The sequence below is a fragment of the Bacteroides acidifaciens genome, from assembly GCF_903181435.1.
In the GTDB taxonomy this organism is placed as follows: Bacteria; Bacteroidota; Bacteroidia; order Bacteroidales; family Bacteroidaceae; genus Bacteroides.
In genome coordinates, this window is record NZ_CAEUHO010000005.1 from 380,652 (window position 1) to 394,684 (window position 14,033).

The following is a 14,033-nucleotide window of genomic DNA, read 5'->3' on the forward strand; positions in this document are numbered from 1 at the left end:
GTATGGATTTGATAACGAAAGATTCCGAAACTACGCTGGTGCTGTTTTCTTCACTTGACAGGGTGCTGGAAAACGTGGAGTACGTGGTAATGAACTATCGCCCGGTATTGAACGGTGAACACTACCTGACGGGCGATGAAGTGTGCAGGCGGCTTTGCATCAGCAAACAAACTTTGTAAAATTATGGCTGACTTAAAGAATTCGCTATAAATATACTGTGTTGTAAAACAGATATTTATATCTATGCTTGGAATAAGAACAAAAAACAAAATATATTGTTCTTATATTGAAAAATTGCTTTCAAAATTTGGGAGTATACAAAAAATACAGTTAATTTGCAATACTATATATAACAATAGAAAGATGAATACATTAGTAGAACTATCTATCAAAGATTTTAAAGCTATCAAACGGGCTGATGTGCAGCTTGATGGTATTACTGTCGTGTCAGGTATAAATGGATGCGGTAAAAGTACAATGTCTAAATTGTTATATTATATATTTCGAAATGCAAATTCATTTGAAGAATTGGTCTTGCTTTATACAAATAGTCAGATTCGTCCTTATTTAAATGTCTTAGAACAGATTCAATCTTTACTGCTATATCGTAGAGATACCAGTAGTTATCGAAGATTATACTTTAGAAATATAGAATTGACTAGCTTGGAGAACACTCATGCCTTTTTAGATTTAGTAAAAGATTTGTGCGCAAGATTTTTAAATTTGGAAAGTGATTTGCAAAAAGCAGGAAATTCAATTATTACTGAACGTTTACGTTTAATATTACGCTCAACTTTAAAATCCGGTGAAGATAGAGATACAAAAAAAATGTTAGATGCCTTAGTTGGAAGAATTTCTGAACATCTCACAAAAGCTGAGCAGTTAAATGTTGAACGTCCATATCGGTTGTTGAAAGAAAGTTTGAATGCGGCTTTTGATGTTAATTTGTCAAAAAGTATTGTTTTGAAAGAATATGGAGATGCTATCTTAGGAGAGAATCTTTCAAATGTTCCTTTATTGCATTATATAAAAAAAGTTGCTTATATTGACACTCCTATGGTTATAGGAATGGAAACATCTTCTCAACAACCAATATATTGGAAAGAATTGAATTTATTGTTAAAGCAACCACCAAGAAGAGGATATAAAAGAACTATTAATAATATAATTAAGGAAGATATAATTAAAGGAGATGTTTCTTTTGACGAAGATGGATTCTCTGCCGGGTTTAAGTATAAGAGAGAAGATGGGAAAGAGTTTGATTTATTAGAGTGTGCTACTGGTATTAAATCATTTTCGTTGTTACAATTATTGTTGAAAAATTTATTTTTAGATGAAAATACATTGCTTATTATTGATGAGCCAGAGGCACATTTACATCCTCAATGGATTGTAGAGTATGCACGTTTAATAGTTTTATTACATAAAAAAGTTGGTGTGAAGTTTTTTATTGCTAGTCATAGTACAGACATGGTTAGCGCTATTAGGTATATTGCAGAAGAGGAAAAATGCTTATCCTCTCTGTCTTTTTATGTGGCAGAGAATGAAGAACAAAAAAGTAATGCTTTTGTATTTCGTCCATTAGGACATGATATTGAACCTATTTTTGAATCCTTTAATAAGTCGTTTGAAAGATTAGATTATTATGTCAGTAAAAAGAAAAAATGATAAAGAGGTTGTTAAACGACTATATAGAGGGGAAAAAGCAATTCGTAATTTTGTAGCAGGCAATAGTATTATGATAAATTGCTTAGATTTTATTCAGACTATTTTGAAAAATGAAAAATACAAAGAAAAACAGTGTCCTTTTGACCAAGAAATTGCTTTAAATCTTGATAAAGTTGAGATTTTGGCTAAAAAAGGGACGCTACGAGATAAAACTGTAGATTTTGTAGTCTGTTTAGAAAAAGATTGGCTACTTCTTGTTGAAGCTAAATTGGAAGTTGAGAATGTTGCAAATATTGCAAAAACAATACAAGATAAAATAGAACATTCAAAAGTTCTTTTGCGTTCATGTGATAACTATATTCATTCAGAGGAATCAGTTGTTGTCCTATTAAATAATAAACACTATCAAGAACAATCTAATAAATTGAGGAAGCTATTAATTGCGAAAAATGTCAATATAAAACCTTATAGGGTATGTGATTTTTATAAAGAATATTTTATGCCTATTTGTTAATATATACTGTTTTATAATTTAATCAGAAAATTAGTATATAAGGGCTTAAATGTAAAAAAAGTAATTCTATTATACTGGGGTTATACTCTATACTCCTAATATTTCTTGTGTAAATATCAAAATTTGAGATATTATTGTTACATCTACTTTATAAAAGCTTGTTTGGCACAAACAAGCTTTTATAAAGTACTATTATCTATTGTGAATTAAAGCTTTGTCCTGCCGTTCTTCGGGTTGTGCGCCCGTGACCGGGGCAATCATCTTTTCGATGTTCTCCAGCCGCTTGAAAATTTCTTCGAAAGGATTATTCATGAGTGCTTAATTTTTGAATTAGCACCACAAATAAAATAAGAAAAATCGGTAAAAAACAAAGCGTCAGCCGTTTGGAATCGCTTTGCTTCGCTCTGCGCCAAATTAATGTCGGCAAATAGAAAACGGTTTTGTGTTCATTACCTTGCTTATTTAGGAAGTGAGGAAAAGACGGGATTTTTGTTATCGGTTCGTTTCTTTCATATTGTTTTTGGGTTGGTGGTGGACATTTTCGGACACGCAAGGTCATTTATGGACAGAGGAAAATAACCTATTATTCAGCCTTATATATTTGCACCAGTGAAGAAAAACGGAGTATTGACAAGAATAAATATATCGGTTATGGAAATAGTGACGATTGAAAAGAAAACTTTTGAACTATGGAAACAGAGGTTTGAAAATTTTGTGGGGCGTGTGGATACGCTCTGCGTGCCTTTGTGCAGGAAGCATGACAAATGGCTGGATAACTGCGAAACCTGCCGTTTGCTGAACGTTTCAGCCCGGACGATGCAGACCTACCGTGACACGGGGAGACTGCCTTATTCGCAGATTAACGGCAAGATTTACTACAAGGCTTCGGACGTGGAAGTCTTTCTGCTTAATCAGGTAAGGGACAATTCTAAAAAGTAGGCGTATGGATTTGATAACGAAAGATTCCGAAACTACGCTGGTGCTGTTTTCTTCACTTGACAGGGTGCTGGAAAACGTGGAGTACGTGGTAATGAACTATCGCCCGGTATTGAACGGTGAACACTACCTGACGGGCGATGAAGTGTGCAGGCGGCTTTGCATCAGCAAACGGACGTTGCAGGATTACAGGGACACGGGACTGCTGGGGTACGTGCAGCTTCCGGGAAAAATCATCTACCGGGAAAGCGACATCATGGATTTGTTGGAAAGGTTTTATCGGAAATGAAATTTTGTTTTCTTGGAATCTTGCTTTCTTGAAATATTGAAAGATTGTTTTATTTCAATCTTGTTTTCTATATTTATTGTTTGATTGATTAAAAGCCAGCAATCACGTTTTCTTGAAAACTGTGTTGCTGGCTTCTTCGTGGTTATACGGATAGCTGTTTCTCAACGGCTTGCATATCCCTTAGTATCGTTTGGTCTAATACTTTCGCATAATGCTGCGTCATTCGGGTGGATGAATGCCCCAGCATTTTAGCCACGTTCGGCAGTGACACGTTGTTAGCCAGTGCGATAACCGAAGCGAAACTGTGCCGGGCTGTGTGCGTGGTCAGGTTCTTTTTAATACTGCACAGGTCGGCAATCTCTTTCAGGTAGCTGTTCATCTTCTGATTGCAGGGAACGGGCAACAAAGTTCCTTTATCCATGCAGTAGGGGTTATCCTTATACTTTTCAAGTATCTATTTGGGAATGCTCAAAAGTGGGATGTTGCAGATATTGTTTGTCTTTTCACGGGGTTTTACTATCCACAGGTTGCCGTTGTTGTCCTCTGAAACGTGTTCGGGGCGCAAGTTATACACGTCTATGAATGCCAGCCCGGTATATACGCAGAAGATAAAAACATCCCGTACCAGTTCCAGCCGTTCAATGCTGAACTCTTTCTGCCATATCCGGTTTATCTCGGCTTGGCTTAGGAACTGTTTGTTTACCTCCACCTCGTGAAACTTGATTCCGGCAAACGGGTTCTTTGTCAGCCACTCGTTGGCAATGGCAAGGTTTATCACTTTCTTAAAACATTTCATGTACCGGATAACGGTATTCTGTGCGCAATGCTTCTCCGTCTTTAGGTATAAATCGAATTTGCGTACCAGTTCCCCGTTTACCTCACGCAGTAACATATCATCTACCTTGTAATCCCGTTTAACCAGCTCCATGAGGTATTTAAGGCAATTGTCGTAACGTCTTACGGTGATGTCGGCATAGTCCGTCCCGATTAGCTTCCGGCAGTTGTCGTTATGCTCTTTGAATACATTATACAAAGTCTTGAAAGTTTCGTCCTTTCCCTGATAGCGGTTCACTATGGCACGTGCGGAGATAATCTTTCCCTCCAATTCCAAGTCTTGGTAAATCTGATAGAATTTCACACGCAGGGCGTCAATGTAATGGTTAAGTTCCACGGAGTTTCGGTCTTTGCCTGTCGATTTCTCTTTTTCCTGCGACCAGAGTGGGGCTTTTACGCTCCGCTTTAGTTGAAGTTCCACGTATAGGCGGTCATAAGTGACACGCACACGCACGGGTGCTTCCCCGTTTTTTAATAGTTTGCTACGCTTGATGAAGAACAACACGCTGAATCTTTTTCTTTCCATACGGCTCAATTTTTAATGATACAAAGTTAGGAAATCGAACCGATAACCCTGTTATGTAAAATAGAGAAACATGCTGTAAAAGAATGAAGTAACACTTCTGTCGTGGAACATTTCGGGCTTTTGAAAACAGTCCCTTGAATAAGGACGTATGGTTTGCTTCAATCCCACTAATTTTGCCTATTCTTGGAAAAGAAAAATCCCCGAACTTCTTTGAAATTCAGGGATTTACATCGTTTTGCCTTCTTAAAAAGTGGTGCCACCAGGAATCGAACCGGGGACACAAGGATTTTCAGTCCTTTGCTCTACCAACTGAGCTATGGCACCTTTCTCGTTTGCGGGTGCAAAGATAAGTATATTTTTTAATACCGCAATAACTTTGAAAGAAATTTTCGCCAAATAATAGTAACGGTGAGGATTAATTTCTTCTGGAGATGAAAATAATCCCGCTTTAGCTATTCGAAAAGCTGAAGCGGGATTACTTTTTTCATAAGTAGGATGTACGCTTAGTCTTTAGCGCTTAGGTGCATCCTTATTTGTGTCTCCGGCATTCGGGGACGTGCTGCTTGAAGTGGAACTTCAGCTCGAAGCAGTGGAACTGCCTGACGGAGTGGGGCTGGAAGCGGTTGTTTTGGAAGTTGTCGCACTAGGGGTAGTTGCACTTGAAGCGCTTGCAGTAATGTTGCCTGCGGCTACATTAGCACTAACAGGTTGAGCCTGTACTTCCCAGTGGAACGGTTCGAAGTTTGAGTTAGGATCTACCCAAGACGGTTTCTTGGAAGCGTAGATGATGAACGGAGCAACGATAACGATGATTGCGCCGATAATCAGTACGGAGAACCAAACGGTATTGCTACCAGTGGAAATCTGGCTGGGTGGGATGAAGCTGAGGATAAAGGCGAGCAATGAACCGCAGAATCCGAGTCCGCCGACAAACCACATCAAACCGTTACCGGACTTGCCGATACGGAACGGGCGGTTCAGCTTTTTCATCTTATAACGCAGTGCGATGGCTCCTGAGAACATCAACAGATACATGATAAGGTAAAGAATAACTGTCAACTGTGACAGGATCTGATAGAAACTCTGAACGGAAGGCATAACTACAAACAACAGACTTAATACGGTAACAGCGATACCCTGTACGAATAAGATGTTCTTCTGTACGCCCAACTTGTTTGTTTTCTGGAAGAACGGAGGCATATAACCGGCTTTACCTACGGCAAAAATACCTTTTGACGGACCGGCAACCCATGTCAATACGCCTGCCAATACACCGAACGCAAGTGCGATGGCGATGATTGGCGACAACCAGGAAGCATGGATATACTTGAAGTAATTGTCAAAACCGACGAGCAAACTTTGAGTAAGGTTGATGTCTTTTGCAGGGATGATGACACCGAGTGCGAAAGTACCGAGAACGAAAATAAGAACGGTAATAAGCGCACCGATAAACACTGCCTTCGGATAGTTCTTTGATGGGTTTTCTACATCTTTTACGTGGATACCGCCCATTTCCATACCGGCATAAAACAAGAAGATACTGGCAGCAAGAACGACATTGTCAAAGTTGCTAAAGTCAGGAAAGAAACTGCTGTCGAAGTTCATGTTGGACTGTCCGCCGGTTGCCAGATAGATGATACCTAGGATAATCAACAGGGCGGCCGGGATAATCGTACCGACCATACCGCCGATTTTGGCTACTTTACCAACCCAACTCATACCTTTCAGAGAAATGAAAGTTGCCAGCCAGTAGATGATAAGTACCACGACTAGTGTGTAATACTTATTATTTGCCAGTGACATGTCATGTACGTCATTCATTCCGATAAAGGCGATGGATACTGCGCCGAATGTCAATACTGTAGGATACCAGATTGTACTTTCAATCCATTGCACCCAGATGGCAAGAAATCCCAGTTTTTTGCCGTAGGCCTCGCCTACCCATCGGAACACACCACCTTGTTTGTCCTGAAACATTGCCGCCAGTTCGGCAGCAACGAGCGATGTCGGAATCAGGAAGACAATCGCTGCGAAAAGATAATAGAAGGCCGAACTCATTCCGTATACGGCCTCGGCTGGCAGTCCACGCAAAGATACTACCGCCGTAACGTTCATGATAGCCAGGGTGAACACGCCCAGCTTCACTGCATTTTTAATATTTGCCATAAGTTAAGGTTTTAAGTGAAAAATATTTTAAAGTCAGTGTTATAACAACATTTTGCGTGAGATGTTCCCGCAATCTCTTTCAAAGTTCGTTAATTAACATCGCTGAATCGATATATTGTCACTTCAAAACAACTTGTCCTGAAACAATCTCTTTCCCTGGTTGTTTCTACACAATCTGAATTGTACAAGAATCATTTTATTATAAACTAAGTAGGTATGAAATCAGCGTTTTCAGATTTTATCTTTGGAAAAAAGGGGATTTATGGCATTCTCCACCTTATTATATTAGTAATGTCCCTTTTCCTGGTCATCAGTATTTCTGTGGATACTTTTAAAGGAATTCCTTTTTATACACAATCGTCGTACATGAAAACCCAATTATGGATTTGTCTTTGGTTTCTTTTCGATTTTGTGTTGGAATTCTTTTTGTCGAAACACAAGGGACGCTATCTGCGGACACATTTCATCTTTCTGCTCGTAGCTATCCCGTATCAGAACATTATTGCTTATTATGGTTGGACATTCTCGCCCGAAGTCACGTACCTGCTTCGTTTCATTCCTTTGTTGAGAGGCGGATATGCGCTTGCCATTGTGGTGGGATGGCTTACTTACAACCAGGCTTCGAGCCTGTTTGTGTCTTATCTGACTATGTTGTTGGCGACGGTTTATTTTTCCAGCCTTGCGTTTTTTGTGCTTGAGCATAAAGTGAACCCGTTGGTCAATGGTTATGGGGACGCTTTGTGGTGGGCTTTTATGGACGTGACTACTGTCGGGTCAAATATTATCGCCATGACGACTACCGGAAGAGTACTTTCCGTATTGTTGGCAGCTCTGGGTATGATGATGTTCCCGATTTTTACAGTCTATATTACGAACCTGATTCAGCAATCCAACAAGCGGAAGAAGCAATATTACGAAGCAGAAGAACAGCAGAAAAAAACGAGTGTGCAGAAAGCGTCCGCAGCGGAGAAGCCTGCGGTGCAAGATGTGCAAGGGTGATAGGAGACTACTCATGATATATAATGGGTTGAATATCAATGGTAATTTATTATTCTTAATAGCTGTGTGATTTTTCTTTATAAGCATAGGGGGGACATGTGTCGAGAAAGGCGTATTACTTTTTTATCTTTGCAACAGATACATTGATAAGGACTTTATGATACTGTCGATATTGATAAAGACATTTGGTATGAAGTCTTAACTGGATGGGGAATAAAAAAGGTTACTATCTGAGGATGGTAACCTTTATTTTTCTCATAGAGGGTATTTTTTAGTCGGTAATAGTGATATGGTCGCGACCGAATACATTCAATCCCAGTTTGTTCATGATGTACTGGATAGCCAACTGTGCTTTTACAGAGTTGCCCGACCCATCCAAGGGGGGAGCGAATGCTGCGATACCGAATTGTCCGGGCAATATACCCATCACGCCACCACCTACACCTGTTTTAGCAGGGATACCGGAAGTGTACATCCAGTCGCCGGTATGTTCGTAGAAACCTACTGCGGCAATCATGGCTGTGATTTTAGGAGCGAGGCTGGCATCGAAAACTTCTTTCTTGGTCACAGGGTTCACACCACTGTTGGCGATTGTTCCGGCTGCGATAGATAGTTGCAATGCAGTAACTCCCAGTGAGCACTGGCGGGTATAAAGGTCTAACGACATATCGGGGTCGTCATAGATACGGTTGTAGTTCTTCAGCAACCAGGCGATAGAGCGATTGTTGAAGTTCGTATCCGATTCGGATTTATACAATTCGTCAATCAATTGGGGAGCGCTGCCGCACAAATCGGTTATGTTTCCTACAATGGCGTCCCATTTCTGGGCTGAGTCACCGATAGGTTTCACCATACTGCAAGCAGAGATAGCACCGGCGTTTACCAACGGGGTAGACGGATGATCATTCTCCAGCAAGATGGCGATAATTGAGTTGAAAGGCAGGCCTGTTGCGTCGGCTCCGATTTTCTCCAGCATCTCCTTGGCGCCATATTGGCGCAATGCCAGAATAGCCGTATGTACTTTGGATACGGATTCTATGCCGAAGCGGTAGTCGGTATCTCCCACATGGATGGTCTGCCCGTTGAGCAGGCAGACACTGATTCCAAAGAGATTCTTGTTGACATTTGCCAGGTAAGGGATATAGTCGGCGTTTTTACCGCCGGTATTGGTCTTTACTTGATCGTATGCCTCCTGTACCACTTCCTGTAATTGGGCGAGTGTTACTTTTTTATCCATAGATCTTTATTATTTAACTGTTTTGTGACGGCGGCCGCCATGGTTGAACATTTTGGCTTCTACCGGAAGATTCTTGTCCTGTGCCATGCGGGTAGGAGTCGGGTATTCCAGTTTTTCGAGTTCCGCGATAGCGTTGTTGATGTCTCCCAGCAACATGTCTGCCATGTCGCGGCTGAATCCTTGGCGGACAACGACACGCATTACTACATAACTTTCCAGTTTGGAGGGCAATGTGTATGCGGGAACCATCCAACCGTGTTGGGACAGCTTGTCTTGTAAGTCGTACAAAGTCCATTTGGCAGATTTTGCATATTCCGGTTTCAAGTACCAGATGAACAATGGGTTCACTACATCTTCGGAGTAGTTGACGAACGGAACCATCTTAGCGATTTCATCATGGATGTACTTGGCAATCATCAAAGAATTGTACTGTACTTCTTTGTATCCTTGGAATCCTAAACGGATGAATTGGTAATATTGTCCTAGAATCTGAGCAGCAGGACGAGAGAAGTTCAAACCTACCTGAGTAATATTAGCACCCAGATAATTTACGCTGAATGACATTTCTTCGGGCAGATATTCTTTGCCTTTCCAGCAGACCCAACCAAGCCCCGGATATACCAGACCGAACTTATGACCGGATACACTGATAGAAAGTACCCATTTCAAACGGAAGTCCCATTTCTTTTCAGGATAAAGGAAAGGTAGAATGAAACCACCACTTGCGGCATCTACGTGGATAGGAATGTCATAACCGGTCTTGGCGTTGTAAGCATCGAGTGCTTTGTCCAATGCTTCGACATCGTCGTTCAGCCCTGTCCATGTAACACCTTGGATAGGTACGATACAGATGGTGTTTTCATCACACATCTTCAATGCTTCTTCGGGGTCGAGTGTGGTCTTGTCGAGAGTCAAAGGCACTTCACGCATTTCGATCTGCCACAACTGTGCGAACTTTTCCCAAACAACCTGGAAACCTGTAGAAATAACAAAGTTTGGTTTGTCGAACGGTTTGCCCTGAGCTTGTCTTTTCTTACGCCAGCGCAACCAGGCGGCTACACCACCCAACATACATGCTTCGGAAGAACCGATAGCCAATGCACCGGTTTTCCAAGTATCTTTTTCCGGAGAGTTCCACAAGTTGGCGACGATATTGATACATTTACCATTCATCACTGCGATACGCGGATACTCTGTTTCATCAATGTAGTTGATATTGATGGCTTCGTTCATCAGTTTGGTGGCATATTCATCCATGTAGGTGGTAACGAAAGTAGCCAGGTTCAATCGGGGTTGAGTCTGGGCGAATGTTTCGTCTTTTACCATTTGATAAGCGACCTCAGGAGTTGTCGGTCCATCAGGTATTTTCTCTACCGGAGCGGGTTGTAACATTTTGTCTGAACCAAATACATCAGTTTTTGCATCACCTTTTCTGAAATTTAAATCTTCCATACTTAATTTATTTTTTAAAGGTTTAGGGCGATGGGGATTTTCCCCGTCGAATTTCCCACAACAACAGCGGCTGGTATTGAAAGTTTGCGGCTTTTACATTATTTGGCGTTTATTAAGGGCGGATTTTTTATAGGCATGAGGACGACTGAGAAAATACAAGGCTGTAAATTGCACGCTTTGAACTTTATATGGAAAGTATTGTTTTCTTCAAACCTAAACTTTTAACGAATAAGCATATGAGAATACAGACTGGACGGGGGACTATTCCTCTTATAACCTTGATTGCCATCTGGTCTATTTCGGCATTGACTTCTCTGCCGGGACTGGCTGTCTCACCTATATTGGGTGACCTTACAAAGATATTTCCGAAAGCTACGGATCTGGATATACAGATGTTGACTTCACTGCCATCGTTGCTTATTATACCTTTTATATTATTAGGCGGTAAGTTGGCGGAGAAAGTCGATTATGTCCGTGTCTTGAAAATAGGGCTCTGGCTGTTTGCTTCAAGCGGCATTTTATATCTGATTTCCAATAAAATGTGGCAACTAATCGTGGTAAGCGCTCTGCTTGGTATCGGTTCGGGACTTATTATTCCTTTATCTACCGGATTGGTTTCACGCTATTTCGTCGGAACTTACCGTGTGAAACAGTTCGGGCTAAGTTCTGCTATTACCAATTTCACATTGGTGATAGCTACTGCCGTGACGGGCTATCTAGCGGAAGTCAGTTGGCATCTGCCTTTTTTAGTTTATCTTCTTCCACTGATTTCTATCATGTTGGTCGGACATTTAAAGACAAACCAGCCGGAGGCGGAACCTGTTGCTGCCGGTAGCAGCAGTCCAATATCAGAACAATCAGCTATAGATGTCGGAACAGGCAAATATGGTATCCATGTAAAACACTTGTTGCAATTGATGCTTTTTTATGGAGTTATAACCTATATCGTATTGGCTGTCATCTTCAATTTACCTTTTCTGATGGAAAAACATCATTTCTCCAGTGGCAATTCGGGATTGATGATTTCACTATTTTTCTTGGCGATTATGGCTCCGGGATTTGGGTTGGATAAGATTGTGGGCGTGCTAAAAGAACGGACAAAGGCGTATAGTTTGCTATCCATGGCTTTAGGATTATTATTGATTTGGATAGCTCCGATAGAATGGCTCATTATTCCCGGATGTATTCTTGTCGGTTTGGGATACGGTGTCATTCAGCCTATGATTTATGATAAGACCACTCATATTGCATTGCCGCAAAAGACTACTTTGGCACTGGCATTTGTAATGATGATGAATTATCTCGCCATTCTGCTTTATCCCTTTATTGTCGACTTTTTCCAGTGGATATTTCACACTCAGTCTCAGGAATTTCCTTTTATATTCAATTTGCTGATTACTGTTGTGACGTTTTTCTGGGCTTACTTACGACGTGATGCCTTTTTGTTTAATGACCAATTAAAATAAAAAATGGAGAATAAGAAACTAGAGGCCAATCTGAGTATGGGCGTCTCGAAAATTTTTAGCGGTTTGAATATGAATGCCTTGAAGTTCCTGTTGCCTTTGTGGATGAGTCCGCTGACAGGGGCAACACTTCGTTGTACATTTGCAGCGGTTGCTTTTTGGGTAATCGGATGGTTTATGCCACCGGAGAAGTCATCGGCCAAGGACAAATGGTTACTCTTTTTGTTAGGGGCTTTCGGACTTTACGGCTTTATGTTTCTCTATCTGGCAGGGTTGAGTAAAACGACTCCTGTCTCCAGTTCCATATTCACCAGCCTTCAGCCTATCTGGGTATTTCTTATTATGATCTTCTTTTATAAAGAGAAGGCGACGGCCAAGAAGATAACCGGTATCTCTATCGGACTGGTCGGAGCATTAGTTTGTATTTTGACACAGCAAAGTGATGATTTGGCATCCGATGCTTTTATGGGAAATATGCTTTGTCTGATTAGTTCCGTCGTCTATGCCATTTATCTGATTTTAAGCCACCGTATCCTTTCTTCTATCGGGGCGATGACTATGTTGCGATATACATTTTCCGGTGCGGCGGTGTCCGCCATTATCGTTACGCTGATTACCGGTTTCGATGTTGCGATATTCTCCATGCCATTTCACTGGACACCTTTCCTTGTCCTGATGTTTGTGTTGATTTTCCCGACGACCATCAGTTATATGCTGCTTCCCGTCGGTTTGAAATATCTGAAGACAACAGTGGTGGCTATTTATGGGTATTTGATTCTGATTGTGGCGACTATTGCTTCTCTTATCCTGGGACAGGATCGTTTTAGTTGGACGCAGACGTTTGCTATCATTTTTATCTGTATCGGGGTGTATTTGGTTGAGGTAACCGAGAGCAAAGAGTGATAAAAGTTTCTCGTTTCAAAGCATGGAATAAAAAAAGAGCGCCCTTCACAGAACGCTCTTGCTTATTTCGTCATCATGTTTTATAGAGAGGAGTTGATTGCTTGTGCTATCGACTTGAATTCTTCATCCGACAATTTCAGCTTCGGATTTGAGAACAACATATCCGATTCTTTCTGGATAGGAATCAAATGAATGTGTGCATGAGGAACTTCCAGTCCGATAACTGCTTCGCCCACCTTCCGGCAAGGAAAAGCTTTTTCGATGGCACGGGCCACTTTCTTTGCAAATACATGCATTGCAGCCAGGTCTTCATCGCTCAAATCGAAAATATAGTCTACTTCCTGTTTGGGCACTACCAATGTATGTCCCTTTACCAACGGGTTGATATCGAGAAAAGCAAAAAACTTGTCGTTTTCCGCTACCTTGTAGCAGGGGATTTCGCCTGCGATGATTCTACTGAATATTGTTGCCATAACTTGTATTGATAAAATAAGGCAAGCCTCATACGAAGACCTGCCTTTCTGTTAAATCGATATGTTTACTACTTCCAATGCGATTTTACCCTGTGGAACGGTGATTTCTGCTACTTCACCTACCTTCTTGCCAAGCAGACCTTGTGCAATCGGGGTGTTAACGGAAATCTTTCCTTCTTTCAGGTTAGCTTCGCTTTCAGAAACGATGGTGTAAATCATTTTCATTCCATTCTTTACGTTCTTCAGCTCTACTTTATTTAAAATCTGTACGGAATCAGTTTTGAGTTTGGACTCATCAATGATTTTTGCATCTGCGATCACTGTTTTCAGTTTATTGATACGCATTTCCAACATTCCTTGTGCCTCTTTGGCTGCATCGTACTCTGCATTTTCCGACAAGTCTCCTTTATCTCTGGCTTCGGCTATTGCCGCAGAGATCTTCGGGCGTTCCACTGTTTCCAGTTCTTTTAGTTCCGCCATAAGTTTCTTGTAACCTTCTTCTGACATATAAGCCATGATGTTTTCCTCCTTTAATTGTTTTAAATGGTCATATAAACAAAAAAGAATTCCAAC

At 41.1% G+C, this 14,033-nt stretch carries 11 protein-coding genes, 1 tRNA gene and 4 pseudogenes; 8 read left to right on the forward strand and 8 right to left on the reverse strand.

Going from position 1 to position 14,033, the window contains the following annotated elements; all coding sequences use genetic code 11:
• Positions 1-2: 2 nt before the first annotated feature.
• From CLIN57ABFB40_RS18750 to CLIN57ABFB40_RS18760, 3 genes and pseudogenes are all read left to right on the forward strand, one after another.
• Positions 3-176: pseudogene (locus CLIN57ABFB40_RS18750) on the forward strand (DNA-binding protein); the annotation flags it as partial.
• Positions 177-363: 187 nt separating this feature from the next.
• The gene (locus CLIN57ABFB40_RS18755) at positions 364-1,668 is read left to right on the forward strand and encodes an AAA family ATPase (RefSeq protein ID WP_007653819.1); all 1,305 of its coding nucleotides are present in this window, start codon (positions 364-366) and stop codon (positions 1,666-1,668) included.
• A complete protein-coding gene (locus CLIN57ABFB40_RS18760; RefSeq protein ID WP_175631453.1) occupies positions 1,646-2,182 on the forward strand; it encodes a hypothetical protein in 537 nt (178 codons plus the stop codon). Before CLIN57ABFB40_RS18755 ends, CLIN57ABFB40_RS18760 begins: the two co-directional genes overlap by 23 nt.
• A gap of 216 nt (positions 2,183-2,398) precedes the next feature.
• Here CLIN57ABFB40_RS18760 and CLIN57ABFB40_RS18765 read toward each other — a convergent pair.
• Positions 2,399-2,494: pseudogene (locus tag CLIN57ABFB40_RS18765) on the reverse strand (DNA-binding protein); the annotation flags it as partial.
• A gap of 339 nt (positions 2,495-2,833) precedes the next feature.
• On the opposite strand from CLIN57ABFB40_RS18765, the gene CLIN57ABFB40_RS18770 reads away from it, so the two are divergent.
• Together CLIN57ABFB40_RS18770 and CLIN57ABFB40_RS18775 are read left to right on the forward strand one after the other, a co-directional pair.
• Entirely contained in the window at positions 2,834-3,121 is a 288-nt protein-coding gene (locus tag CLIN57ABFB40_RS18770) for a helix-turn-helix domain-containing protein (protein ID WP_175631454.1), read from the forward strand.
• A 4-nt stretch (positions 3,122-3,125) separates the two neighbouring features.
• Positions 3,126-3,407, forward strand: coding sequence for a helix-turn-helix domain-containing protein (locus CLIN57ABFB40_RS18775; protein WP_042985785.1), 282 nt, complete (start codon positions 3,126-3,128; stop codon positions 3,405-3,407).
• Between the two features lie 142 nt (positions 3,408-3,549).
• On the opposite strand, the pseudogene CLIN57ABFB40_RS18780 reads toward CLIN57ABFB40_RS18775, so the two are convergent.
• From CLIN57ABFB40_RS18780 to gadC, 3 genes and pseudogenes are all read right to left on the reverse strand, one after another.
• Positions 3,550-4,767, reverse strand: a pseudogene (locus CLIN57ABFB40_RS18780) (site-specific integrase).
• Positions 4,768-5,018: 251 nt separating this feature from the next.
• Positions 5,019-5,091 (reverse strand) — tRNA-Phe (locus tag CLIN57ABFB40_RS18785).
• Between the two features lie 186 nt (positions 5,092-5,277).
• Positions 5,278-6,933: pseudogene (gene gadC / locus CLIN57ABFB40_RS18790) on the reverse strand (putative glutamine/gamma-aminobutyrate antiporter GadC).
• 216 nt (positions 6,934-7,149) lie between these two features.
• Here gadC and CLIN57ABFB40_RS18795 point away from each other — a divergent pair.
• Positions 7,150-7,932, forward strand: coding sequence for a potassium channel family protein (locus tag CLIN57ABFB40_RS18795; RefSeq protein ID WP_175631455.1), 783 nt, complete (start codon positions 7,150-7,152; stop codon positions 7,930-7,932).
• 271 nt (positions 7,933-8,203) lie between these two features.
• On the opposite strand, the gene glsA is transcribed toward CLIN57ABFB40_RS18795, so the two are convergent.
• Both glsA and CLIN57ABFB40_RS18805 read right to left on the reverse strand, forming a co-directional pair.
• On the reverse strand, positions 8,204-9,169 hold the full coding sequence (gene glsA / locus CLIN57ABFB40_RS18800; protein ID WP_175631456.1) for a glutaminase A: 966 nt from the start codon (positions 9,167-9,169) through the stop codon (positions 8,204-8,206).
• A 9-nt stretch (positions 9,170-9,178) separates the two neighbouring features.
• A complete protein-coding gene (locus CLIN57ABFB40_RS18805) occupies positions 9,179-10,621 on the reverse strand; it encodes a glutamate decarboxylase (protein ID WP_175631457.1) in 1,443 nt (480 codons plus the stop codon).
• A gap of 236 nt (positions 10,622-10,857) precedes the next feature.
• Between CLIN57ABFB40_RS18805 and CLIN57ABFB40_RS18810 the strand changes: the two genes are divergently transcribed.
• Positions 10,858-12,087, forward strand: a complete 1,230-nt coding sequence (locus CLIN57ABFB40_RS18810; RefSeq protein ID WP_175631458.1) for an MFS transporter — start codon at positions 10,858-10,860, stop codon at positions 12,085-12,087.
• 3 nt (positions 12,088-12,090) lie between these two features.
• On the forward strand, positions 12,091-12,987 hold the full coding sequence (locus tag CLIN57ABFB40_RS18815) for a DMT family transporter (protein WP_175631459.1): 897 nt from the start codon (positions 12,091-12,093) through the stop codon (positions 12,985-12,987).
• A gap of 80 nt (positions 12,988-13,067) precedes the next feature.
• Here the strand turns inward: CLIN57ABFB40_RS18815 and CLIN57ABFB40_RS18820 are convergent, their stop codons facing one another.
• A complete protein-coding gene (locus CLIN57ABFB40_RS18820) occupies positions 13,068-13,460 on the reverse strand; it encodes an HIT family protein (RefSeq protein ID WP_024988581.1) in 393 nt (130 codons plus the stop codon).
• 51 nt (positions 13,461-13,511) lie between these two features.
• Positions 13,512-13,976: a transcription elongation factor GreA gene (greA, locus tag CLIN57ABFB40_RS18825; RefSeq protein ID WP_175631569.1), complete on the reverse strand. Its 465-nt coding sequence runs from the start codon at positions 13,974-13,976 to the stop codon at positions 13,512-13,514.
• Between the last annotated feature and the right edge of the window lie 57 nt (positions 13,977-14,033).

Bases quoted from the DNA above. Each gene is read 5' to 3' on its own strand.
- CLIN57ABFB40_RS18775 (WP_042985785.1), top strand. From the start codon at position 3,126: ATGGATTTGATAACGAAAGATTCCGAAACTACGCTGGTGCTGTTTTCT.
- CLIN57ABFB40_RS18770 (WP_175631454.1), top strand. From the start codon at position 2,834: ATGGAAATAGTGACGATTGAAAAGAAAACTTTTGAACTATGGAAACAG.
- CLIN57ABFB40_RS18755 (WP_007653819.1), top strand. From the start codon at position 364: ATGAATACATTAGTAGAACTATCTATCAAAGATTTTAAAGCTATCAAA.
- greA (WP_175631569.1), bottom strand. From the start codon at position 13,976: ATGGCTTATATGTCAGAAGAAGGTTACAAGAAACTTATGGCGGAACTA.
- CLIN57ABFB40_RS18810 (WP_175631458.1), top strand. From the start codon at position 10,858: ATGAGAATACAGACTGGACGGGGGACTATTCCTCTTATAACCTTGATT.
- CLIN57ABFB40_RS18805 (WP_175631457.1), bottom strand. From the start codon at position 10,621: ATGGAAGATTTAAATTTCAGAAAAGGTGATGCAAAAACTGATGTATTT.
- glsA (WP_175631456.1), bottom strand. From the start codon at position 9,169: ATGGATAAAAAAGTAACACTCGCCCAATTACAGGAAGTGGTACAGGAG.
- CLIN57ABFB40_RS18760 (WP_175631453.1), top strand. From the start codon at position 1,646: ATGTCAGTAAAAAGAAAAAATGATAAAGAGGTTGTTAAACGACTATAT.
- CLIN57ABFB40_RS18820 (WP_024988581.1), bottom strand. From the start codon at position 13,460: ATGGCAACAATATTCAGTAGAATCATCGCAGGCGAAATCCCCTGCTAC.
- CLIN57ABFB40_RS18795 (WP_175631455.1), top strand. From the start codon at position 7,150: ATGAAATCAGCGTTTTCAGATTTTATCTTTGGAAAAAAGGGGATTTAT.
- CLIN57ABFB40_RS18815 (WP_175631459.1), top strand. From the start codon at position 12,091: ATGGAGAATAAGAAACTAGAGGCCAATCTGAGTATGGGCGTCTCGAAA.